At 46.8% G+C, this 26,082-nt stretch carries 16 protein-coding genes and 1 riboswitch; of the genes, 2 read left to right on the forward strand and 14 right to left on the reverse strand.

The genetic code is table 11. The features are described from left to right. Positions 1 to 34 precede the first annotated feature (34 nt). From pulA to MKY66_RS22990, 9 genes are all read right to left on the reverse strand, one after another. Complete coding sequence (gene pulA, locus MKY66_RS22950) at positions 35 to 2,083, reverse strand: type I pullulanase (protein WP_076212370.1); 2,049 nt, start codon at positions 2,081 to 2,083, stop codon at positions 35 to 37. A gap of 171 nt (positions 2,084 to 2,254) precedes the next feature. Continuing rightward, positions 2,255 to 5,344, reverse strand: a complete 3,090-nt coding sequence (locus tag MKY66_RS22955; RefSeq protein WP_339806071.1) for a DUF5704 domain-containing protein — start codon at positions 5,342 to 5,344, stop codon at positions 2,255 to 2,257. Between the two features lie 602 nt (positions 5,345 to 5,946). Further along, positions 5,947 to 7,215, reverse strand: a complete 1,269-nt coding sequence (locus MKY66_RS22960) for an S-layer homology domain-containing protein (RefSeq protein WP_076212374.1) — start codon at positions 7,213 to 7,215, stop codon at positions 5,947 to 5,949. A 349-nt stretch (positions 7,216 to 7,564) separates the two neighbouring features. Next, positions 7,565 to 9,076, reverse strand: coding sequence for an extracellular solute-binding protein (locus MKY66_RS22965; protein WP_083657156.1), 1,512 nt, complete (start codon positions 9,074 to 9,076; stop codon positions 7,565 to 7,567). A 221-nt stretch (positions 9,077 to 9,297) separates the two neighbouring features. Next, entirely contained in the window at positions 9,298 to 10,410 is a 1,113-nt protein-coding gene (locus tag MKY66_RS22970) for a glycoside hydrolase family 88 protein (RefSeq protein WP_076212376.1), read from the reverse strand. A 24-nt stretch (positions 10,411 to 10,434) separates the two neighbouring features. Then, positions 10,435 to 11,934, reverse strand: a complete 1,500-nt coding sequence (locus tag MKY66_RS22975) for an extracellular solute-binding protein (protein WP_076212378.1) — start codon at positions 11,932 to 11,934, stop codon at positions 10,435 to 10,437. A gap of 62 nt (positions 11,935 to 11,996) precedes the next feature. After that, a complete protein-coding gene (locus MKY66_RS22980) occupies positions 11,997 to 12,869 on the reverse strand; it encodes a carbohydrate ABC transporter permease (RefSeq protein WP_076212380.1) in 873 nt (290 codons plus the stop codon). 42 nt (positions 12,870 to 12,911) lie between these two features. Beyond that, complete coding sequence (locus MKY66_RS22985; protein WP_076212382.1) at positions 12,912 to 13,865, reverse strand: sugar ABC transporter permease; 954 nt, start codon at positions 13,863 to 13,865, stop codon at positions 12,912 to 12,914. Positions 13,866 to 14,147: 282 nt separating this feature from the next. Next, a complete protein-coding gene (locus tag MKY66_RS22990; RefSeq protein WP_179088541.1) occupies positions 14,148 to 16,484 on the reverse strand; it encodes a helix-turn-helix domain-containing protein in 2,337 nt (778 codons plus the stop codon). 527 nt (positions 16,485 to 17,011) lie between these two features. Between MKY66_RS22990 and MKY66_RS22995 the strand changes: the two genes are divergently transcribed. Further along, the gene (locus tag MKY66_RS22995) at positions 17,012 to 19,015 is read left to right on the forward strand and encodes a DNA mismatch repair protein MutS (RefSeq protein ID WP_076212386.1); all 2,004 of its coding nucleotides are present in this window, start codon (positions 17,012 to 17,014) and stop codon (positions 19,013 to 19,015) included. A gap of 139 nt (positions 19,016 to 19,154) precedes the next feature. Then, complete coding sequence (locus MKY66_RS23000) at positions 19,155 to 19,406, forward strand: cysteine-rich CWC family protein (RefSeq protein ID WP_076212388.1); 252 nt, start codon at positions 19,155 to 19,157, stop codon at positions 19,404 to 19,406. A 60-nt stretch (positions 19,407 to 19,466) separates the two neighbouring features. On the opposite strand, the gene MKY66_RS23005 is transcribed toward MKY66_RS23000, so the two are convergent. The 5 genes from MKY66_RS23005 to gcvH all read right to left on the reverse strand — a co-directional run bounded on the left by MKY66_RS23005 (position 19,467) and on the right by gcvH (position 25,442). Next, entirely contained in the window at positions 19,467 to 20,612 is a 1,146-nt protein-coding gene (locus MKY66_RS23005; RefSeq protein ID WP_076212390.1) for a mannitol-1-phosphate 5-dehydrogenase, read from the reverse strand. Then, positions 20,609 to 21,043, reverse strand: a complete 435-nt coding sequence (locus tag MKY66_RS23010; protein ID WP_017686856.1) for a PTS sugar transporter subunit IIA — start codon at positions 21,041 to 21,043, stop codon at positions 20,609 to 20,611. The genes MKY66_RS23005 and MKY66_RS23010 overlap by 4 nt, the downstream gene beginning before the upstream one ends. Then, complete coding sequence (locus MKY66_RS23015; RefSeq protein WP_076212392.1) at positions 21,040 to 23,142, reverse strand: BglG family transcription antiterminator; 2,103 nt, start codon at positions 23,140 to 23,142, stop codon at positions 21,040 to 21,042. Before MKY66_RS23015 ends, MKY66_RS23010 begins: the two co-directional genes overlap by 4 nt. A 38-nt stretch (positions 23,143 to 23,180) precedes the next feature. After that, complete coding sequence (locus MKY66_RS23020; RefSeq protein ID WP_076212393.1) at positions 23,181 to 24,629, reverse strand: PTS mannitol transporter subunit IICB; 1,449 nt, start codon at positions 24,627 to 24,629, stop codon at positions 23,181 to 23,183. Between the two features lie 420 nt (positions 24,630 to 25,049). Beyond that, entirely contained in the window at positions 25,050 to 25,442 is a 393-nt protein-coding gene (gene gcvH, locus MKY66_RS23025; protein ID WP_047844042.1) for a glycine cleavage system protein GcvH, read from the reverse strand. A 343-nt stretch (positions 25,443 to 25,785) separates the two neighbouring features. After that, a riboswitch (glycine riboswitch) is annotated at positions 25,786 to 25,908 on the forward strand. Positions 25,909 to 26,082: the final 174 nt, after the last annotated feature.

Genomic DNA, 26,082 nt, shown 5'->3' on the forward strand with positions numbered 1-26,082 from the left:
TGGACCGTTCGATTCTTGGCAAGCTTTGCGTTCATTAGGAATTGGAGTACATCACCGTAAGGGATATCGCATTCACATGTACCTGTCCGTCCTGTATGGTACGTATCGTATCAACGCCTGCTTGTCCTTTCTCTACAATCACATTCCATGTCCCTGTGGGAACAGCGATATCACGGTTTTCTTTTGCCGCGTTATAGATGACAACAATACGTTCCCATGAATCGCTGGCTGCTGTACCGTTCAGTTCATAGGCTAGCAGCCCATTGCCTTTTTCTATTAGACGAACATACTTCTCGATCTCTTCCCGTGTACGAAGCCGAAAGGCTGGATGTTCTCGCCGAAGACGGATCAGCCCACGATAATAATTAAATACCGGCTTGAACAGCTTCTTCTGCTCCCAGTGTATGGCATTGACCACGTCTCCACTCTGGTGGCTGTTGGCATCCCCATATTTGCTACGAAGCAACTCATCTCCAGCCGCGATCAGGGGAACACCCTGGGAGGTTAGAACGATACCATTGGCAAGCAGACTACGCCTAACGGTCTCGTTCTCCAGAATGTGTTCCGAATCGATCTGCAGGTAAGGCTTAGCCTTCTCTACTGCCTCTTCCACACTCTGGCATCCACGAATGCTTCCATCCTCGTCATAGGTGAGGAAATTCAAGGTATCGTGGAGTCCCTGTGTACGTGCGACTTTGTCCCACAGGTTGAGATTATCGTGCACCGTTACATAGTTAATCGTCTCGGATGGACCATCCGTAAAATCCTGAATGGCTCCCCGGACGCCAGTCCACAATTCGTCTTCTTTCCCGTCCGCGCCCGTCGCAAATCCCGTACCCATGCCATCGCTGTCTCCCTTGATCACTCCGCGAAAATTATCGTTAAACACAGCAAAACCCGCCCCGCGTTGCGTTCCTTTTAGGGTCATATCATCACCAAGCGGCGAATCCAGTGCGCCCCATGGTTCACCATATAACAATATGGAAGGTGACACTTCGGTGTGCAACTCCGCTGCAAGCTGTTTCATCGTAGTTGTGTCGATCAGACCCATCAGGTCAAATCGAAAACCGTCCACATGGTACTCCTCTGCCCAGTAACGGACCGAGTCGATGATAAACTTACGAACCATGGTGCGTTCAGTAGCCACCTCATTGCCCGTACCTGAACCATTGCTATAGGTCCCATCGGCGTTTTGACGATAGTAGTACCCTGGTACAAGTTTTTCAAAAGAGCTGCCTGCCGTATCAAACGTATGATTATATACCACATCCATAATGACACCTATTCCCTTGTTATGAAGGGCAAGCACCATGGATTTGAACTCACGAATTCGTGTCTCCGGATCATCTGCACGTGATGCATAGGAACCTTCCGGGACATTGTAATGGAGCGGATCATATCCCCAGTTATAGTTGGAGCCATCAGACGTATCACCATCCACCTTGGATTCATCCACCGTCGCAAAATCAAATACAGGCAGCAGATGCACATGGGTAATCCCGAGTTCAACCAAATGATCGATCCCCAGTGTGTTGCCCTCCGAATCACGCAGACCCGTCTCGGTGAAAGCCATGTATTTGCCTTTATTCGTTATACCAGATGATGGGTGAATGGAAAAATCACGTACATGCAGTTCGTACAGGACTGCATCTACAGAACTGGTCAATTCCGGGCGAATATCCTCACTCCATCCATTCGGATGTGTATGCTCCAGTCTCACAATTACACCCATTTCTCCATTCATGGTCACTGCTCGTGCGTAGGGATCTACAGCATGGGTTGAATGTCCATCTTCGAAAGTAGGCTTGTACATGTAACGGTAGCTACTTAAATCACCCTCCAGTTCCAGAACCCAGATGCCTTGTTCTTTCTTTTGCATAGGTAACGCCTGCTGTTTCCGTTGATTGGGCTCTTCCTCCGGGCTCCCCCCTGTCAAAGGTGGGTACAGAAGTAGTTCCATCTGAACAGCTAACGGCGACCAGACTTTGAAGTGACAGGTTTGTGCTCCAAATGTGACACCTAAATCTCTTCCTTGGTATGTATCTTCTGAAATCAATAGTTCCTGCTTATCCTCTTCAATCATATGTGTTGTTCCCCTCTCGTTGAGAAAATTGATGAACATGGATGGTACGAGTGCTCCTTACCCTTTATACCCGTTCTGCTACCCAACCATAATCCGAATTACACAAAAGAAGACAAACGTCATGTAGATTCACATGACGCCTGCCTTCTTTATGGATAAAACGATATCTCCCTAATGCGGTACCTGGGATTGGAAATCATTCCGGCTGGATTGATCGGCGTGGTACAAAACCACGTCCCCATCTTGCATCGGCCAGCTTTTTCCCTGACCATCTACCGGGCTGTTATCAAAACCTTCCATTTGCCATTGATTCATCAACGGTGCATGAATATATTGCAGATGCGGTGCACTCGTATTGCCACTGCGCAATGTTTCGATATTGAAGTTAACCGCAATGTAACCGTTCCTCAGAAATACCGTTGCCTTCTCATCCAACTGGTTTTGTCTGGCAAGCGACTCGAGATCGGTTCCTTTGGGTACAGCATATACATCTGCTGGCAAGCTATATTCCCCATACCAGCGCTGAATCGCTGCATTCGCTCGATCCACATTAACACTGGAGGGGATATCTGCTTTTGGGCCAATGAGTGTACGGATCTGTGAAGGAAGAATCATCCAGTCATAACGACCTACCCACGTTTTATGATGCGAGGTCTGATCCACGAAACGAACCATATGTTCCGCCATTGTACCCTGATTGCGTTCCTCCGCTGACAGTTCATAGGTATACTGATAACGCGCTGTATCACCTAACTCAGTACCGGGGACATTCCGCAACCGTGAGTTCAGGACAACAAAGCGTTTTTCTAAATCTTGTGCCGATCCGATACGAATGAGTCGTTCCTGTCCTCGATGGTAGTATAAATCCACTTCTTGCCGGGTGGTGCCATCTTTACTCACAAAAGAGAACGTCGGCGTGATTCGGATACCATCCTGTTTCCCAAACATATTACCCTTGGTTTTCAGATCAAACTTGAAATGGTAACCCGTCTTCACCGCTGCATTTCGGAACCCCTGTACCGGATGACTGCCGGGACGAATAGGCAGGACATAGGGAGCCAAATTACCTCGGGGATCTCCGTCTATACGGTTTTCTCCGGTCCAGTAGCTTACACCCGTTGGTTCGGGGCTGCCCATCCGCTTACGGAACACATTCTCCCAGTTGTAGTCTGAAATATCAGTGATGTGAAAATCATACAATCGTCCGATAACCTCTACAGCAACGGTATCTGCTGCGACATGATGGGTCAGATTGGTGTTCGCATCCTGTTGTTCTGTGAAGTTTGCAGGTGCATTTTCGGCGATATTTCGAAACTCAACCTGGTAATTCCCTTCATCTACCCATACAGGAAGATAAAAAGGGGTGTCCAACTGATTTACCGGAATATCCACCCATGTCTTGGCCGGAATAAACTGACTTCTGGCACCGTTATAGACATCGAATGGAAAACGAACCTGTTTGATCCGGAAATATTTCGCATAATCATGGTTTCCATACCCAGGATAACTTGCTACATCCAAATGTTGACCTGAGGTTGGGATTCGTACAATGAATGGGCGCTCTAAAATAAGTGCAGCTCTGGTCGGATCAGGCGTAGTCTTCTGATTATGAGGCTGATCATCTGACACCCAGGCATAGTTCACAACTGGAGTATGTACTGTAACCGAGTTAATGCCCAGAATGGGGAACTTCTGATCCTGCCCTCCGTTAACATTGCCAGGGAGAAGTCCATACGTAATCTCACCCGTGGTTGGCTGGTTAGCTTTGTTCATCAACGTGTTCTTGATCGTAAGCCGGTTCTGGTACAGAACATCGTCTCCGATCATGCCAGGCTGGGGGATCGTCCCAGGTCTTGGAGCTGTTTTTTCCACGGGAGCAGGGTCCAAAATCGTCGCTCCATTAAAGGTTACCTTGTCATTATTGACGGTATTTTCTCTAACCTCCGCTTCAGCTTTGGATTGAAACAATGATGTTTCATCTGGCGTAGGCGGTTCAGCCGAACCACCCGGAACCCCTTTGATGCCAAGATCAATTTCTCGACATGGCGCAGGTTTCACATGATTGGTAATCGCAGTATCCATAGCCGATTGCAAAGTCGGTGGTGTATATGCATTGGGCATAAGGGTCACGGTATCACCATAACCGCCTAGTGCATAGTTAGATACCTTTGCCTCATTTACCTTGTAGACCTCTAGGTTATCGATCTGCCAATAGCTATATGTCCGTGTTACTTGCATATTTCTATCCCCGGGCACATCAAGTTCTTTGGGCTCAGGAGGTGTTCCTGGGTCCCCCTCACCACTAGAGGCTCTTCCCGGGATCGTCCAGGTTTTATGATAAACCCTTTTCACTTTAACGGTGTAAGTCACCGTTCCTGTCATGTTAATCCAACGGTGCTGAAACAGATATTCCTTGGCTAAAACATTGGCATAGAGATCTTCCGAAGTTGGAATACCACGGGTAACATCGAACTTCTCAGATCCACGCTCGTCTGCCTTCAACACACCTCGAACAGACGGGTCTATAACCGATGCTTCAATAACCGTGCCTCTACTCGGTGGGCTGATGGTCACAGGGCAAGTGTTCGCAGGGTCACCCCCCGGATCGCCATCATTACCACCCTCTCCATTATCCGTGCAGTCCTTCACTTCAAGCACCTGAGTCCCTTGTTCATCCAGTTGCTGAGCAGAATCAAGAAAATGAGCTTTTATGGTAGTGCTACCCACGATCCCTTTGGTCGTGATTTTGCCATCAGCGCCGATCGTTGCCACAGCCGGATTCGAGCTTTGCCACGTCAATTTGGGATGAGCCGTCAGTTTATGAACAGAGCGATCCGGTTTGGTTAGAACTGCTTCTGCCTGTAGAGGTGTCGTATTGGCTTTACAAGCATTCGGCAGATTCACAACGAGTCCTGGCTCAGATGTGACTGTTATGGTGGCGGTATCCGAGATCAGATATGTACCATTGTTCCAGATTGCACGCACAGTGACCGTGCCCGGACTTTCGGCCGTTAACATCCCTGTTTTCAACTCTATACTCGCAATTGTCTCGTCAGAAGAAAACCATTTGATCTCTGCTTCTCTGCGGGATACATCGATGCCCTCACCAAAGGCTGTCGCACCATAGCCCTTTGTCTTCACCTTGGCTTCCATCTGCTGAGTTTGACCTAGGGTAAGGGTTTTATTTGGAGTTACATCGATTTCTTTCTCTTCGTGAATCTTACCTTCCCAGAAGATGCTAACAGGGGTGTGGTATACCATCTTATATTTGGGTTTATTGCCTGGCCTAGTCCCATAAGGTTCCCTTTCAAAGAACTCAAACCCTTTGCCAGTATATGTTCTAAGATCCGCATTTTTTTCACTTGTAACTCTTGGACTACCTATTCCTTCATAACTATTTACCTGTTGATATTTTACACCATCAGGATCGTTCTTTAACTTAATATCAGTTACCATTTCCTTATCAATTCCTATACCTCTATATGGCTTCCAACTTAGTGGCGGCCATCTACTCATATCAACATTATCAGGAATTTCTGTTTTTACAGGGTATGCATCATAATCAGTTCCTCCGTTATCCACATCTTTGTGTGTGCCTTGATATTCTGCCCTAAATTCTCCTGAATCAAGTTGATACCAGTAAACTCCCGGTGTTCCTTGAGTTGGGTTTGCATCAACTGTTACTGCTGGCCCTTTCATGGATTTGGAACCATATTGTTCTTCTACGGCATTAGCTTTAAGAGTATCAAAAGTGAAGTAAAAGACTGGTAATATCATAAATATAATTACTAAGATTCTATATAAACTTTTAAAACCACCTAATAGATAACGTTTAATATTAAATTTAAACACCACCAAAAGTTCTATTGATAGATTTGAACTTCTTTACCAGCATCATTCTTCAACATATATCCTCCCTTTACAGGATCCAGAGTATGCGATGACCAAAATTTGGTAGATACCCCTTGCTTCAACATTGCGTTTGAATCGTCTGGTAAAGTAATAAACCCTTTTTCTTTCAAATAGCTCACGTTAAATAATCGTTGAATTGGAATAGCTATATTATCATTCGCTCTAGCAATAGTTAAAAGATTTGACTTATCAAGTTTTGAAGTAAACGTTATCTCAGCGTAGGTAGAGAAGCGTCCCTTTTGTGCCCTAGTCAAGTTATTTTGATCTACAAATAACGTGGCGTACAGTCCCTTGGGCTTAGTCCCTCGGGTATCCACTACGATAAATCTATGGTACCTTACGACTCCCACATTATTTTTCAACGTGTACTCTGTGTTAACTATATTTCCGAAGTTACCTTTAATATATTTGTAATTTGATACTGTCATTAAATTCGTCCCTGTCGTGCCAACCTCTCTCATCTCATTCAGATCACTGTACTTCCCCGCATCCGTGCCCTCCACATCCATATAACGCAGCAAAATGGCCGATACTTCTGCACGAGTGGTGGAATCCGCAGGTTTTAATGTGCCATCTTGGAAGCCACCTACAATGCCTGTCCCACGAACGAGAGCAAGATACGGAATCTGCTCGGCACGAATGGTGCCGCGGTTCACTTCCGGTGTGGGGAGCAGCGTATTTTTTGTATCGTTAAAAGCATCCTGGAAGCTGGCTCCGGACTTGATCAGTCCATTGGCAATCCATTTCATCATCTCATAACGTGTCAGTTCCGCATTCGGATTGAACCCTTTGGCATAATCGCCAGCGTTAATGAATCCTTGTCCGACAAGTTGGCTAACCGCGGCTTCAGACCAATGTCCCTTGAGATCAGCAAAGAGATTCTGCCCCTCTACCTTCTCTAGTCCAGTCGCACGGGCAAGTATGGTCGCATATTCCCCACGCGTGATTTTGCCATTGGGACGGAACGTTCCATCCTGGTAACCAGAGATCAAGTTTTTTTCATACGCTTTGGCAATCGTTGCTTGAGCCCAATGGCCCTTGATATCCTTGAACTTGCTAAGAGCAGTATCACTTGTTCCCGATGCAGCATTCGCTGTTGACGTCAAATGTACGGGGCCAACGGGCAATAGTGTTCCTGCCAATACAGCTGTCGTTAACAACCCGACGATCCACACGTTCCGTTTTTTCTTCTTCCCGTGACCTTCAATCTGCTTCTTCAATCTACTCACGCTCCTATGTACCTTAGTATGGGGATGCTTTACTTGGTCAACCTAGTCACTTCTCTTCATAACCAAAACCTAAATTTGCCATAATAATCAATATTCTACCATGTTGACCTAGGCTATTGGTATTATTTTTCGTCTATCCCCATCACTTCAAGGTGTGCGCGCCTCCTTCCGTAGACCCACTTCATTCGCCTAAAACACAAAAAAAAGGCCATGAATCCGCAGATTCATAGCCTTATGCTTTAAGGGTGTGGTTTTTTTTATAATATTGGAAAAATGAACTCACTCATAGAATAAACCATATCATTCCATTTGATCAACTCTTTTTTTATATCAGCCAGCTTTATTTCCCGTTTAATTCCTTATAGGATGCTTCGAGTTCCGTGATCAATTGATCACCACCAGCTTTTCTCCAGCCTGCGATTTCCTGCTCCCAACCAGCATCATCGATTTTCCCCATAATGTACTTGGTCTGCGCATCCCAGATCATCTGATCCAGCTCCTGACCACGCTCGGTATAGATTGCCGATGACAAGGTGAGTGCCGGATTGGCAATGGCATACTGCTCATTCTCACGCGCCATCTTTGTACCTTTCATACCAATGGGAACATCAACCAGTTCAGCTACGTTATACCCTTCAATACTTAACAAATTATCTCGATATGGCTTCACTTCACGCTGATAAGCGTCAAAATCTTTGAGTTCGGTTTTCCCATCAGCAGTCTTGCTGTAGTGCACATCGAGCAATCCACGGAGCTGCAACGTACTCAATTCCTCATCCATCAACTGATCCAGGAACGTAAGAACCTGCTTCAATTGCTCTTCGTCCGTAACGGATGCCTTCGGGATAACCAGCATTCCGTAGTTCCCTGGCTCCCCGGCGATGCGAATACCATCGGTTCCCTGGAATGGAGCCACATCGATCTCCCCATCTGGAGCGTTAGGCGTAAGCCGCTGTTGAGAGGACTTTCCGTTCTGAGCCACACCATTCAGCTTCATGCCAACCAGGCCTGAATCCATTTTTTTGTCCGCATCAGAAGGGTCCAAGGCAGGGAAATCACTATTAATCAGTCCCTCGCTGAACAGTCGCTTGAAGAGTTTCATTGTGTCCACATATTCGGTGGTCAAGAACTCCGGAGTCAATTTCCCGGCATCATCCACTCCCCATTTGTTAACACCGCCAATACTTACAGCAATCCGCGTCAGTGGGGACGAGACACCCTCATTATACTTTTTGAAAAGCAGTGCACCGTACGTATCTTCCTTACCATTCCCATCAGGGTCATCCTTACGAATAGAGCGCATCACTTCATACCAGTCATCCAGCGTTTTGGGTATATCCAGCTTCAACGTATCAAACCAGTCCTTGCGATATACGATCGCAGTCCGTCCAATATCCCGGAAGTTCGGAATACCGTAAACCTTGCCTTCAATTTTGATATTGTTAAAATAAGCTTCGGATTGGGCAGACAGGTTTTTATAATCCTTCAAGTAAGGCCCCAGTTCCCAGAACAGTCCCGTTTTGGCGGCATTAAATGTTGTCGGCACATAATTCACACGCATAATGGTCGGCATCTCGCCTGAAGCAACCATAACATTCACCTTATCATCAAAAGCAGACTGCGGAATCCACTGTACATTAACATCCGTATTTGTATATTCCTCAATCTTCTTTTCAATCCCGTTCTCCTTGGCCGGTATATCACCTACCTGCATTAAAGAGATGGAAATAGGAAGTTTACCTTCCCCTACAGCAGGTGCTTTTTCTCCCCCGCAACCTGCAAGCAATCCAGCGGACATAGCACCAATTACAACGATTCCGCCTAAACGGGACATTGGACCTTTTGGACTCATGAACCATCTCTCCTTTTGGATAAGGTTATGTACACAGACCACTCCGATGACAGAACAACCTTCAGATCGCTGTTATCCCCAGATTTTTTTGATTCCCTTCTAAACAAGGGGAAAATCCGGGGATAAGCCTATGCTTCCGATGCAGCTTTCTTTCAGAAAGCTTTTAGGCGAACGCTTCGCTTCCTCAAGTTATTTCTGCCCTCTACGTTCTCATGTACATGTTAGTTGGACTTGTAAAGTTCAATCTCTACCCCTGCCAAAATGAACGGAGCGACCGACTTCGGATCATTGATCCGAATGGACTCGGTCACATAATACTCATAGGAGCCGTCGCGATGCGGGCTTCCTCCAAGACCGGCTCCGCCGTTACACTGCGTCAAGGACAGCACGCCTTCACGGTCCGTTTGCAACAGATGCTGCAGCAGACCCTGATATCCTTTTTCCGCAACCGCTTTGAACTTGCCACTTAGATATCCTTTGCGCACACCTTTGGCCAATGCATAGACAAACATCGAGGTCCCGGAAGCCTCCAGATAGTTCCGCTCACGTCCCGGTTGATCCAGCAGATGTGGCCATAGTCCGGTCTGTTGATCCTGCACATGCACTAGTGCGTTTGCTACCCGTTCGAAAATACCCACAATCTGCCCACGCTGCGGATGATCTACCGGCAGATGATCCAATGTATCCACAACCGCCATCACATACCAGCCCATAGCCCGACTCCAGACATGTGGTGAACATCCCGTCTCACCCGAACTCCAGCGCTGCTCTTTGCTCTCATCCCAGGCATGGTACAAGAGACCGCTACGCGGATCACGTGTACGTTGCTCCACCAGCAAGAGCTGCAGAGCCGCCTTGTCAAACCACTTCTCTTCACCCGTCACTACGCCATACTGGGTCAGATACGGAGTAGCCATGTACAATCCATCCAGCCACATCTGGAAAGGGTAAATCTTTTTGTGCCAGAACCCGCCTTCACTCGTATGTGGCTGTCCCTTAAGCTGAGTCATAAGCAACTCCGCAGCTTTGCGATACTTCTCTTCACCCGTTTTCTCATGTAACAGGAACAGTGATTTTCCCTGATTGATCTGATCCAGATTATATTCCTCGATCGTATAGGATCGAATGGAGCCATCTTCCTGAACGAAATGATCCATCAGCTCACGGATGTAGTCAAAGTACTTTTGCTCCCCCGTGTGTGTATACAGCTCCTCCAGTGCTTTCAAAAAGCAGCCGTTCTCATAATGCCAAGTGGCGTACAGCTCATGGTTGCGATAACTTTCCATGAATTGCTGTGCCATGCGCACCGATGTGAATTGCAGTGTTTCCTTCATGATCAAGCCTCCGCTTCCGGCTCTTTATTGAGCCTGTTTTTTGTAATCTTCGGCATATTCCTCACGAATCTTGTTTCCACCCGCATTGCCCCAATTCTCGATTTCCTTTTCCCAGCCACTTCGATCGATCTTGCCCATGATGTATTTGGTTTGTGCATCTGCAATCACCTGATCCAGATCCGCCCCGCGGTCACCATACGTTGGAGAATATAACGTCAGCGCAGGGTTTGGCACAGCGTGCTCCGCCAGTTCCTTGGCAAGTGCCGTACCTTTTTCACCCAGTTCGGTATCCTTCAATTTAGGTACGTTATATCCTTCCACATAAGGAAGGTTGTCACGGTAAGGTTTCACTTCACGCTGGAATGCATCGAAGTCACTCATCTCCACTTGATCTTCGCCCACTTTGGTATAATGTTTGTCTTCCATACCACGCATCAACAGGGTAGCCATCTCAGGGTCCATCAATTTATCGAGGAAGGAGAGCAGATCCTTGAGTTCTTCTTCCGATTTCACCGTTGATTTAGGGAATGCCAGAATGCCGGAGTTACCCGTCTGTCCTGCAACACGATCTCCGTTCGCACCAAGCAAACCAGCGATGTCCACTACACCATCCGGATTGTTTTTGGACAGACGCTCTTGCTGACTTTTTCCATTCTGAGCAACACCAACACGAATACCGACAACACCAGAATCATACTTTTTCTCCGCTTCCGTAGAGTCGAATACAGCAAAATCTTGATTTAGCAGTTTCTCATCGTACAAACGTTTCAGCAGATCTAACACCTGCATATATTCCGGTGTCATGAATTCCGGTGTGAAGCTGCCATCATCCTCGACCTTCCATTTGTTAGGTGCACCAAAACTTACGCCAAGGCGAGTCGTGAAGGAATATTGGTCCTCATTGTATTTTTTGAAAAGCATCAGTCCAAACGTATTATCCTGACCATCTCCATCCGGATCGGAGGTTGCCAGTGTTTTGATCGTTTCATACCATTCATCCGGTGTGGTTGGCACCTTCAGATTCAGCTTTTCGAACCAGTCCTTGCGATAGATCACTGTAGCCCGCGCAATATCCGAGAATACAGGAACCCCGTAGATTTTGCCCTCTACCTTGATGTTGTCAAAAAAACGCTCGTTCTGTGCCGACAGATTTTTGTAGTCTTTCAGCAAAGGCCCCACTTCCCAGAACACGTCATTACGCATCGCGCTGGTCACCGTTGGGTTATATTGCACTTTCACAATTTTCGGCATATCACTTGAAGCGATCATCACATTGATTTTGTCATTGTAGGCCGAAGCCGGAATCCACTGGATATCCAGTTTGGTATTGGTATACGCTTCAATCTTTTGCTGAACTTCATTGCCCTTGCTTGGCACATCACCCACCTGTGCAATGGCTATGGACACATTTTGTACGCCGCCCTCGGCAGCCTGACCCTCGTCTGATCCGCATCCTGCCAGCAAACCTGTCACCAGTGCCAGTGTGCTCAAGACAGCTACGGCTTTCTTTTTTGTTGCTTTCATAACATGAAAACCTCCCTTTTTTTATGCAGTCATATTGAACTGACTTTGAACCATCTGCCGACTCAACCTTTCACCGAACCCAGCATCACTCCTTTGGCAAAGTGCTTTTGCAGGAATGGGTATACCAGCATAATCGGAATCGTGGAGAACACGATAACGGCCATACGAATGGTAAGCGGCTGGATCTCGGTCTCTTCGATACTTGTGTCTCCGATTCGGCTCTGTGCCAGAATGACAATCTCACGCAGCCAGACCTGGACAGGCCACTTTTCACTATCGTTGATATAGATAACAGCGCTGAAGAAACTGTTCCAGTGAGCCACCGCGTAAAAGAGTGAAAATGTCGCCATCGCTGGCATGGACAACGGTAGTACAATCCGGAACAATACACTGACATCGTTACATCCATCAATTTTGGCTGCATCCTCCAATTCGTCGGGAATGGCCTGGAAGAAGTTTTTGAGTACAATCAAGTTAAATGCACTAATAGCGGTAGGTAACATCAGTGACCACAACGTATCCGTCAGGTGCAAGGATTTCACGACAAAGTAGGTTGGAATCATCCCGCCACTGAAGAGCATCGTGAACAATACACCCAGCAATATGGGCTGGCGTCCACGCAAATATCTTCTGGAGAGCGGATACGCCATAAGTGATGTAAACAGCAGGTTAATGAAGGTACCAATCACCGTAATATAGATCGATACGCCCAGACTGCGAATCAAGGTATCTGTAGAGAAAATGTAACGGTACGCAGCCAGAGAGAACTCTTTTGGAAAAAGAATAAATCCTCCCTTAGCCACTTCATGCGGACTTGTAAACGAGACGGCCAAAATATAAATGAACGGGATGACCGTCACGATTCCAATCAACAGCAGCAAGCCATGATTGAGAATATCAAAGATCCGGTTGCCCCACGTTTTATCCTGTTGCATCAATGTTCACTCCTGTCTGGTGAAGAACGTCTGCACCCGAGGTTAGTAGACGCCTTCCTCCCCGAATTTTTTGGCCATCGTATTGGCACCAAGGACAAGCGCCAGCCCGACAACCGATTTGAACAACCCGACAGCAGCACTATAACTGTACTGTGCCTGTGTAAGCCCCTTCGTGTACACGTAGGTATCGAATACCTCGCCCACATCCCGGTTTGTCGGAGTCAGCATCAGGAAGATCTGTTCAAACCCTGTATCCAGGAAATTGCCCAGACGCAGAATGAGCAAAATGACGATTGTACTGCGAATGGCCGGCAGCGTAATGTGCCATGTTTGGCGCCAGCGATTGGCACCATCAATCCGTGCAGCTTCATAGAGCTGTGTATCCACACCGGAGAGCGCCGCCAGGAAGATAATTGTGCCCCAACCAACTTCTTTCCAGATGGATTGTCCGACAATCATCGTTCGGAACCAACCAGGTTCAAGCAGGAACGCCACTTTTTGTCCTGTCAGGTTATAGAGCAATTCATTAATCGCACCACCCTCAGTTGTGAACAGCATGTAGAACACACCAACAACAACAACCCAGGATACAAAGTGTGGAACATAAACGAGAGTTTGTACAAATCGTTTGAAGCGTTCACGGCGAACTTCATTCATCATGAGTGCCAGTACAATCGGCAGTGGGAAAAAGAACACAATGTTATAAATGGCTAGCAAAAACGTATTCCGAAATAATGTCCAGAACTGCGGTTCTCCGAAGAAACGCTGGAAATGTTTGAATCCTACCCAGTCACTTCCCAAGATGCCCTTGTAAGGCGTGTAATCCTGAAAAGCCATCGTGATGCCATACATGGGTATGTATTTGAAAATAACAAAGTAAAGCACACCCGGTATTAACATGATATACAGCCACCGGTTTTTGATAATGTCCCTCCACAGCAGGTTTTTGTCACTGCGGGTAGCGGGCCGTGTTCGAGCCGCCGTTTCGGCTTTCATATTGTCTTCCTCCCCACATTGGAAACGATTACAAAATATCACTTCCTGAATTCATGTCTTCATTGTGGAGGATAAACGAATGACTGGCTATCGTCTCGTTTTAGCCTTTTGTTTTTCCTTATGTAGCAACGGTTTAGCTCATTTCTCTCACAGAATTCAAAGGCACAATGAACTGCTTTCAACCTCTATATTCCTGTCTTAACTTCATGGAGAAAAGCGGTCTGCTTCCTTCAGCCGAACATGAAAAAGCCTGCCTGCCATGGCGGGCAGAGCAGGTTTGTTTTATCGCTGCTGCTCCCGGTACTTGCCGGGGGTTGTTCCTGTGATTTTGCGAAACGTACGGATAAATGCGGTTGGGTTGGTATAGTTTAATTTCTCGGCAATCTCCGATATTTTAAGATTTGTTGTTTGCAACCAGGTCTTCGCTTTTTCCATACGATACTCTGCAAGATATTCCGTAAAATTGACTCCTGCTTCTTTCTTGAATACCCGACTTAGGTAGACAGGGTGAAAATTAAGCTCAGCGGCACAGGCTTCCAGCGACAATTCACGATCATAACGTTCCTCGATCAAGCGAATCATGCGTCTCGCAATATTCATGTATTGGGATTCTTCCTGTTCTCGCCAGAAACGGATGACGGGCAGGAACAGCCGCTTGCGGAACCAATTGGTCATTTCGTCCAATGTGGACAACTTCAGCAAATGTGACATGGATGCTTTTTCACCCAGTACTTCGGCTACATCCCCGCCTTGCTCCTGTACAAGCTGATATACACGAGACAATAACTGAACCATAATGACGGGGTATTCACTGAAATGAAGCTTTTTGTCTGCAAGCAGTCCCAAATATTGCTTAAAGTAGGCGTCCGTTTTCTCTTCATCTCCTTGCTTGAGCGCAGAAGCGAGCTGATCCTCGATCATACGTAACTGGGTATACAACGCGGCCTCCATCTGACCACGTGGCTGAATATCCTCGTAATGCAAAATAATACGGCTGCCCAGACTTACCCTGCCCTGCAGAGCTTCTCGGCTCTCTTGAACCGCTCTTGGCGTATCTCCGATACAAGCGTAAGAACGACTGATGCCAATACTTACGGGCAGATTCAGGTAGGTCACGACACGTTCGCGAATCCAGTCTGCCTGAGTATGCATCCATTCCTTCAGTTTCACCTCATCCGTCAGTTCGGAGGCAAGTACGGTGACCTGAGCATCATCCAGCATGACCGGGGTGAACCGAACTGCCGAAGGAAGGAGCTCACCTACCATATTGTTGACAGCAAACAGCAGCAGATCGCGATCCTGTTCCTCATATCGTGTCCCTTCCAAGGTATCGATCTGGAGCATGAGTACGCCAAGACTCGCCCACCCTGTCGGGAAATCGTACAATTCTCCCTGATATCTGAAATCCTCTTCCGAGATTTTGCCTGTCAGCAATTTGGTCATAAAAAACTCCTGGAGGTGCACATGCTGCCCCTTCATCTGCTCACGCATCGTTTTCTCCGAACTGAACAACGTTGACAGCTGCTCCTCGATATAGATAAATTCATCTTGACGTCGCCCTGATGGAGCAACTGGAGCATCCAGCCCCTTCGTAAATTGCAGCAGTCTGGAGATCGGTGAGTACATCCGCCGACTGCCGTATATGGCGAACAATCCCGTTACACATAACATGACCAGTGTAGCGATACCGGTAACCAATGCAATTTTTTGTGACTGGGCTGTAATCTGTCCAAGAGATACAACGGACACGTATAACCAGCCATTGAGAGGAGATTGCCTATAACTAACCGCCACTTGATTACCTTCCACCTCCGCACTGAAGAAACCCTCTGGCTGGCCCGTCGTTTGCACCATTTCCTGAATTTCCTTATTCAGCGCGTCATATTTCCCGCCTTGCTGCATATCGTTCAGAAAATACTTCTGCTCCCGATCCAGAACGTACATATCTCCAGAATTCGTATTTCGGCTCAAGTAGGTACTCAGTTCCGTATCGGCGATATCAATCACAAGAAATCCCTTTGGTTTCACATTGGTTGGTATCATCGGGATTTTGAATACCATACTGACCACATTATCCGATGATATAAGCGCAGGTGCCTGTTCGGGTGTTAGTTCACCCATACCTGCTGACACAGGTACACTTTCTTTGGCTGAACTGGCATTCTGAGTGACCCAGAACAGGCTGTTGGTATAACTTAGGTAGGAGCCAATTCGGTCTCGAATGCTAAAATCATCCAATTTGCCAAAAGAACGCATCGAAACGACCCAATCTTCATCCAGATTAACCAGATAGGCTTGGTCAATGTTCGTAACCGCTTGCAAGTTGTTAAAACCGGATGTCAGATCACGAATCTCCTGAAACTCGCTGCTGTCTAGTGGTTTCTTCATCGCCTGTAGTACCAAGGGCGAATTAACATACTGGATAGATGATAATTGCAGGCTGCGCAGAACTTGTTCTACCCTCATTTGGGTCTGATGTAATATCTGAAGATTGCTCTCACGCACTTTCTGTTCAATGTCACGTGATGCAATCGTATACGAGACCGAACCAATAACAATGACCGGAAGGGCTCCGAGGATCAGGGTAAAACAGAGCAAACGCAGTAAATACTTAGGCAAGAAGAGCATCCTCCTTTATACGTATGTTTATTAAAATAAATCGCTTTCATTGGATTAATTTACTATTGTTATTTTAAAACCCATTCTTATTCAAGTCCACTCATTTATTCTAAAGGTTGACTTCAAACCAATTTCCAGTTTATATTGGTTGCATATTCCTCAATCAAAGGAGAGATTTTTAATGTCGGTGAATGTTCTTAACTAACCAAGTTTCATATTCAGGAGTTTGGCCTTTCATTGCGCTTGTGCCCATATGGCATACGTGTATTTCATGATGCGCCAGATCCCTGTGCTTAGTTAAGAACAGCGGATATCATAAATCGCCTCCGGGATTGTAATTGTCCGGGTCTATTTCCGCGCTGTGTTCAGCGCGGATTTTTTAATATAGACCTGTAGTGGACTTTGCTTTCCCATACGTTTAGGGCGGAGAATGACGTTTGTTCATTCTCCGCCCTTTTTGCGTTTTCCAGGAATATGTTTCAGCGCGTCAACTGAAATCCCAATTCAAATTCAAGGAGAGATTACGCATGAATGAGAACACATTAAACAGTTTGGGCTATCCACAAATTCAAAAAAATGTTGCAGACTGCGCCCTGTCTTATCTGGGCAAACGTTATGCCAGAGAACTAAAACCGATGGCAGATGCTCACCTGATTCAGATTCGCCTGGAAGAAACAGCAGAAGCGGCTGCGTTGAATCGCTTCGGAGCCAGCATCCCCCTCCCGTCACTCGACGGAATGGAGACCATTATGGATCTGCTTGGCACCGGTTATCTATTCAGTGAACGCGACTTCAGTCATCTCGCTCAGTTCCTGCGAAGCTGTGCACAACTTATGAAATACATGGAGGGCAAATCCGGGGCCGCTCCCACCGTCAGTCGTTATGCAGCATCCATGATTCTAATCGAACCTTTGCTGAGTGAGATTGAGCGCTGCATCCATAGTGGAAGCATTCAGGATCAGGCGAGTAAGGAACTGATTCGAATTCGTAAAAAAATAACGGTTAATGCGGAACGCATGAAACGAAAACTTGATTCTCTGGTGAGTAAACATCGCTCCATTATGCAGGAACATGTCATCAGCCAACGGGGAGGAAGAACGGTTCTGCCCATTAAGAAAGAGTTCCGTAAACAGGTGAAAGGCAGTGTACTGGATGAATCCGGGAGCGGGCAAACCGTATATATCGAACCTGTTGAATTAGTAAGTTTACAGATGGAATTGGCCGCTCTACAAGCGGAGGAGTCCCGAGAGGAGATGAGGATTCTCGGTGATTTAACCTCCCTGGCCGAATCGTATAACCGTGAAATCGCCCTGAACACCGAAACGGTAGGTGTGTTGGACTTCCTGTTTGCCAAAGCCAAATATGCGGCCACCATGGACGGGCGTACCGTTCGAGTCAATACACAAGGCCAAATCAGCCTTCAACGTGCACGTCATCCGTTCATGGGTTCTTCCATGGTTCCCCTTGATTTTGCCATCGGCAGAACATACTCGTCGCTCATTATTACGGGCCCGAATACCGGGGGTAAAACGGTCGCACTCAAAACACTTGGTTTGTTAACCCTGATGATGCAATCCGGTTTGCTTATTCCGGTAGAGGAAGGTGGCGAGATGGCTGTTTATAACGAGGTAGCGGTTGATATTGGTGACGGACAGAGTATGGAACAAGCGCTAAGTACATTTTCCGCACATATTCGCAATATGATTGGCATACTGGAACAGGCCAATACATCAACTCTGGTGCTCATTGATGAGATGGCTTCCGGCACAGATCCCGGTGAAGGCGTCGGACTTTCTATCGCCATGCTGGAGGAACTTCACAGCCGCGGAGCAACCGTTGTAGCGACAACACATTTTGGTGAAATCAAACATTTTGCTGCTGCCACGCCAGGATTCGAAAATGCCCGTATGGAATTTGACACCATTTCTCTCCAGCCGCTGTATCGATTGCGTATCGGAGAAGCTGGTGAGAGCTATGCTTATTCCATCGCATTAAAGCTGGGCATGCCACAGCGAATTATCGAGCGATCCAAGTCCCTGTCAGATCAAAGTATTTCGAGAAATCGTACATTCGTGTTCACGTCACCTCCTTTGGAAAATCCGGCCCTGACGCCTGATCGTTCCGTTGCAGAAGCAGACGGCCCAACAGAGTTATCCAGGAAGAACCAGTCGAAGCATTCAAAGGATTCAATCGCTCTCCACAAAAAGACAACAACCAGAGAGTCGGATTCTCCTGCTCCTGCCAAAACTTTTCGCAAAGGAGATCGGGTATATGCGGCCTATCTTAATCAGTCGGGCATCGTCTGTGATGTGGAGGATAGCCGTGGAAATATCGGGGTCATGCTGCGGGGACGCAAAGTAAAAATCCATAAGAAACGCCTGACCCTGCATATATCTGCCGATGAGCTTTATCCAGGTGACGATTATGACTTGGACATTGTGCTAGAAACAAAGGAAAATCGAAAGAAACGTAAATTGATGGGACGCAAACATGTGGAAGGCCTACAGATCGAATTACCGCCTGAAGAATAGCCGATGGGAGAAACAGATGTAGTGAACTGGAAGTCATATATACACAGTGAAATCCATAATCACAAGCACATTTCTGTTATACTGGGACCAGTATGTTTAACTTCAGCTCGTAGCTATTCCACAGGGAGGGAAGAACTGTATGTCTGCAGAACAAGACGATCAAGAGCACATCCATATCGATGTTCTTGTCTGCCCATTATGCGGGGAAGCTAATCGCTGTTCCTATGCCGCAGGACATCCTCATTCGGAATGCTGGTGTAACCGGGCTACTTTCCCCGAGGGTGTGTTTGACCGCATTCCGCCAGAGCAGCGCCGAAAATCCTGCATATGTCAACGCTGTTTGGACGACTATGCCGATAAACGCCAACCAAAAGAAGAGCCACACAGTTAATAACTGTATGGCTCTTCTTCATTATGCCTGATCAATACTGTTAGCTTGCTACCACTGTTCTTACATTTGGTTATACTGGGCAACAGCCTGTTCAAGCACCGGATGATGCTCATCCATGGACGTATAATGGTGGAGGGTTGCTGTAATTCCCTTCTCGCGGATCATGTTCTGCAGTTCAACTGCTTCCGGATCATCGGAGACATCGAACTTGCAGGCTGCTGCCATACCCATAGCCAGATAAGTCGTATCAGTTCCATCCGCATATGCCTGAAGGGCCGGGCGAACCAGACGATCATTCGGAGACAACTTACGCAGTGGGGAACGACCAACACGAGTAACCTCATCGGTGAGATACGGGTTGACAAACCGTCCCAATATTTTGACAATATACTGCTCATGTTCTTCCGGGTTGAATGCAAAACGCTTCACCAGAACTTTTCCAGTTTCCTGCAAAGCACCGTAGACAATCGATTTCACCTTTTCATCGGCAATAGCCTTCTGAATCGTGTCATACCCGTGCACATTACCGATATATGCTGCAACGCAGTGCCCTGTATTAACAGTGAACAGCTTCCGTTCGATATACGGCTCCAGATCATCGACATATAGAATGCCCTCAACCGGTTTGAATGCAGGAGCCATCTGGGAACGATCCACTACCCACTCGTAAAAAGGCTCTACCTGTACATGCAGAGGATCTTCATGATGCTGAATAGGTACAATCCGGTCTACGGCTGAATCTGGAAAATAAACGTACTGATCTGCAAGGGAACGTACTTTTTCATCAAGCAGAGCATATACATGCTCTTTCAATTGTGTACTGGCTCCAATGGCGTTCTCGCAAGCAATAATGTGAAGAGGGTTTTGAGCAGGACCGGAATTCAGTCTTTTCTCAAGTCCCTTCGCAATCCCTGGTGCAATATGTTTCAGCACGCCTACGCCCACCGCGGTTGTAATCAGATCAGCTTCCACCACGGTTTGGGCAACCGTCTCCAGCTGGGTTCCATCGATTGCATTTACACCTGTGACGGTCTCCTGATCCTTGCTCTCGTTAGCCAGTTCCACCGTATATTGCCCCCGTTGCTGAAGAGCGGTTACCAAGGTCTGATTTACGTCGGAGAAAACCACCTCATAACCCGCACGGGACAGAATCAAGCCGATAAACCCGCGTCCAATGTTACCTGCGCCAAAGTGTAGGGCCTTCATAGCTCCATTTCACTTTCCAGAATTGCGATAACTTCTTCGGCTGTTTTGGCTAGACGCAGGGCCTCCATGTTCTCATCCTCAGCACAGATCACCGCGATGCTAGTCAAGATCTCCATATGTTCCCCGCCTTGAGCCGCGATACCTATGACCATATAAGCCTTTTCTTCGCCAAAATCAACACCTTGTGGATACTGAATGACAGAGATACCTGTGGATAAAATAAAAGCTTTTGATTCCTTCGTACCGTGTGGAATAGCCAGGCCGTTCCCTACATAGGTTGAGACAATCTCTTCACGTTCAATCATCTTCTCAATGTAATCAGCGGTAATATGTCCCGCATCCTTCAGAATCTGTCCTGCCATGCGAATCGCTTCGTATTTATCCTGAGCCGTCGCATTCATGATGACTTTATCTGTTGTTAACATACTCATAATGGTTGACCTCCAATTTCGGTTTTACTGCGATAAAATCCAACAAGTTCCTGGGACAGGTAATGAATGAGTTCATCCCTGATTCCCTTTTCCAGCAATGTAATCATTTCTTCCTGTAATAACAGGGCGCTGATCTCACTGAGAACCTCCAGGCTTTCCTTGGATAATTCTCGGGGACCGAGCATCAAGAGGACATGGGTAACTCCTGCCGGATCATCCGGCGTACGAAGGAGTGGCTCAGTGAGCTGAAACAAGCTAATGGACGGCCTGTAGATCCCCTCACTGCGTGTATGAAACAGCGCAAGTCTTGTACCAGGAATTTTCTGACTCCCCACTGCTTCACGTGCCTCCAACCGTTTTGCGATCTCCCCCGGTTCCTTCAACACACCAGATCCATGGAGTACGTTGCACATCGCATACACCGTTTTATAGAATCCGATATCTTGGTTATCCAGCGGATACACCTGAAACTTGCCAATAATTCGGACGATTTCAACTAAAATAGCTTCCATTCCATCAGGGTCAGCGTAACGACTTGTCGTCTGAACCTCTATTTCACGGGGCTTTTTATGCTGTTGTTGTAATGTTGTTGTTCGGATAAAATGACGCAGACGTTCGCTCTCTTCCGCCGTAAGCAGTGGACTCACTTTGTAATACTGATGCTCATCCATCGGCAGATCAACAGTGGATAAGACCAGATCATATTGATCTGTAGGTATCCGGGCAGCTTCATACCACGACACACTGTCCATGATCCGAATTTCGGGAATCTCCTTGGATAATCGGCTGGAAAGCATGCGTGATGATCCGATTCCGCTTGTACACACGATGATGGCCCTGATCTCCCGTTTCAATGCACGTAACCTCTCGATGGAAGCGCCAAAGTGCATGACCAGGAAACCAATCTCCTCATCCGGAACGTCAGTACCTGGCCAAGCTTGATGCACGGATTGTTTGACCTCTTCGAAGAGTGAATCATAATCCTTGCGAATCTGCTGCAGTAGCGGATTACGAATCATCTGTTGCCCTTCAATTCGCTCCATGACAGGTTGCATATGACCAAGCAGACCTTCACGAAGCAAACGATCCTCATGAAAGGCGTAATGCGTTCTCGCCTGCATCTGATCAATCAGTGAATGTACCCTGTCCAGTAAAATCAAGTCGTCTATTGGCAACAGCCTCGAAGAGTGAATTCGCTGCTCTGTCTCAACTAATAGTCTGTGAAAATAAGCTTGCTCATCTTGGGAGAATGTCAGCCCCAGCTGGGTGGATAACACACCACACAAGCGGGAAGCCATATAAGGTGGAACCTTCATCTCATCTTGCTCTGCAACTTCATCTCCCGTGTTCTCTTGTGGAGACATACGGCCAATGCCAAAGCCTTTACGAATACGTACAACCGCTACGGCTAATTGAATCAGCAACTTCATGTATTGGCGTTCCGGGATGTTCTCCAGCCATTCGATGTCTGGTTGCCATAACGCATTTTCGACCGTAAGCACATCACCGTGTCCAATCATATCCAACAGTTTTTGGTTTACGACGGAGCCCCCTTGTTCTGGCTGTCTTCCGAATAGGTCGGACTCATCCAAAAATTCGAGAGCAAGTGCAGCTATGGCTGTGCGATGAATCGTCTCACTTCCGTTAATCTTGACGCCATATCCACGTCTGCGAACCAGCTTTAGTCCCGCCTGACGAATCCGTGACTCCAGATCGTCCAGATCCGTGGTTACGGTGGATACGGTCACTTTCAGATCCGAAGCCAAGGCGAGTAACTTTACAGGCTCCGGTTCATCCAGCAGGATGCAAAGCATGAAGAGCTTACGCTCTTCTGGCGTAAACTCTACATATTCTTTACCCTCTAGTTGCTGGCGTAATACAGCCAGATCATCGGAACCGGCATCGATTCGGATACCGGTTCCTGATTTTTTTTCCAGCCTCATGCCCAAAGGTTCAAGCCATTGTTCAATCATTTGCAGCTCCCGGTGAACCGTTCGGGTACTGACCTTTACTTCAACGGCGATTTCGCCGGCAGTAACTTCATGTGGATGCTCCAGCAGGAACTCCACGATTTCACGTTGTCTTTTGGTAATACTCATATCTCAGCCTCCGGCTCAGGGAAAACAAATGCGTGCAATTACTTCAGACGTTCAACGAGCGCATCGTATTCCGGGCTTTTTAGGAAGTTGTCGATGGATATATGTTCTGCATTCGGTGCAACGGAGCGGGCACGATCGGTCAATACTTGTTGTGTGATCACCACGTCTGCATCCGACGGGATATCACTGATAGCCGTATTGGTCACCGTAACGTCAATCCCCTCTGCCTTCATCTTCTTGCGTAGAATGGAAGCACCCATGGCACTTGACCCCATGCCTGCATCACAGGAGAAGACAATTTTCTTCACGTCTGTTTTCACTGTAGAAGAAGCCATATCTGCGGCTGCTTCACGTTGATTAGCCGTAATACCAGCGTTTGGCACGGTTCCTTGACTCTTCATGTCTTTCATCCGACTGGATGCGGACTCCAGATCTTCGTCTTTTTGTTTACCCGTTTTCAGCAACACTGCTGCAACCAGGAAGGATACGACTGCTGCTACAAGAACCCCTGCGAGCATCGGCAGGTATCCACCTTTTGGTGTTAAGAGGAAATACGCGATAATACTACCCGGTGATGGTGCCGAAACAAGTCCTGCTCCGGTGAGCATGAATGTTAATGTACCTGCGACGCCACCCGCAATTGCGGCAAGAATCAGAATCGGTCTCATCAAAATGTAAGGGAAGTAGATCTCATGAATTCCCCCGAAGAAATGAATGATAACGGCACCTGGTGCAGAAGATTTGGCCATTCCGCGTCCGAAGAAACAGTAAGCAAGCAAGATACCAAGTCCCGGACCCGGGTTCGATTCAAGCATGTATAATACGGATTGCCCTAATTCTCTCGCTTGATCTGTTGCAATTGGTGTCAGAATCCCGTGGTTGATTGCATTGTTCAGGAACAATACTTTACCTGGTTCAATGATTAGGTTGACCAGCGGTAACAAGCCCAGATTCATTAAGCCTTGTACCCCGGCAGACAATACTTTGCTAATCGCTTCTACAGCAGGCCCGATGCCCAGTAGCGCAAAAATCCCCAAGATCCCGCCAATAATACCGGCTGAGAAGTTGTTAACCAGCATTTCAAATCCGGCTCTAACTTTACCTTCAATCGATTTATCGAACTTTTTGATGATCCATGCTGCCAGTGGTCCGGCAATCATGGCACCGAGGAACATCGGAATATCACTACCCACGATGACCCCGATGGTCATAATGGCACCCACGACACCACCACGCTGACCATGCACCATCGTACCCCCGGTGTAACCGATTAACAGTGGCAGCAAATATTTGATCATCGGATCGACTAGCTGTGCTAGTGTCTCGTTAGGGAACCAGCCTGTTGGAATGAACATGGCTGTAATTAATCCCCAGGCGATGAACGCTCCCATATTCGGCATGACCATACCACTCAGGAATCGGCCAAAACGCTGCACACCTACCCGTAGCCCACCTTTGGAATTGGACGATTGGTCCAAATTACTCATTGTATTATCCTCCTTGGATCAAGTGATTATGATTTATGAAAGGGGTATCATTTCTCCCCTGCTGTAATCCTAAGCGAGAATGCTCTCCTGTTCAATGAAATGAAAGCGTACTTTCGTCATGAACAATGATGACAACATTAGGTTATGTAATCGTTTTAATCGATGCATAATGGCTGAACCCATTGATACACAAGGCTTTTTTTGCCTATGACTTTTATCATTTCTAGAATCATTTTCTAACCTATAGCTTGGTCCAATCAGTTGATTTACATCCACAATCTGCTTCAATCCACATTCAAAACCATTGTTGGAAAGCACAAAAAACCTGTGCAAGCTATCAGGCTCACACAGGTCGAAAAAATATGAAGCTCATTTCATTTGGTTATAAAATATATGTTAATAAGTACAAGTTTGTTAAAACTATTCTTCCGTATGTTTCCGATACGCGTCTGCATTCATCAATGTAGACAATGCTGCTGTCAGATCTCCCTCAACACGGATCTCAATCATCCAGCCTTCCTCGTAAGGAGAGCTGTTCACAAGTTCAGGAGAGTCCTGCAACGAATCATTCACCGCAATGATTGAACCAGTGACTGGAGAAAACAAGTCCGACACCGTTTTGACCGATTCGATCGTTCCAATGCTGTCCTCTGCTTTTACATTGGTTTCAAGGTCAGGCAATTCCACAAACACAATGTCACCCAGCTGATGCTGCGCGAACTCGGTAATGCCAATACGTACAGTATCCTCCCCTACGGTTTGCACCCATTCGTGCTCTTCACTGTACAGGAAATCACTTTTCAATTCGCTCATCGATATCCGCCTCGCTTTTCATTAATGAGTACATGCGTTCTTTGACCTTAACCTTTTTCCCAGAACATAGCGTATGATATTTTTGAATCAAATGTCAAGATACCTCACAATTTATTTGCTGAACACCTCTAAATCCTGTAACCGGATTACACTCTTTCTTCATATACTGGTGAATATTAGAATAGTAAGCGCAGTCTTTATAAATATACGAACAATAATATCAAAACAGAAATAAACATTCGGTTTTAAATCATTATCTATGATATCGTTCTTGACATCAGTAGTGGATTCACGTTTTAATGAGAGGAGTAAATGTGTTTATTGGACTATGTTATACCCGCGGATGAATGTAAAGGGAGAGATTACCCGTGACACCCGATTCGGGATGTACATGAGGTAACGCCGAAGGAGTAAACCACCGATAAGCGGAGGTGAATCTCTCAGGCAAAAGGACTTTTACGGGACGCAACTCTGGAGAGCATCTATTCGCCCGATGCGGGCGTTATGATCACCCAAGGGGAAACCTGCTGCATAACGCAGCGGGGTAACTCTCAGGTACAAGGGACAGAGCCTTAGAATACAGCGTGCTACTTGGCATGCCGATTCTTTGGCCTGTCCTTTTCCTTTTTCCCAAAAAACG

The organism is Paenibacillus sp. FSL R5-0766, assembly GCF_037971845.1.
Lineage (GTDB): Bacteria > Bacillota > Bacilli > Paenibacillales > Paenibacillaceae > Paenibacillus.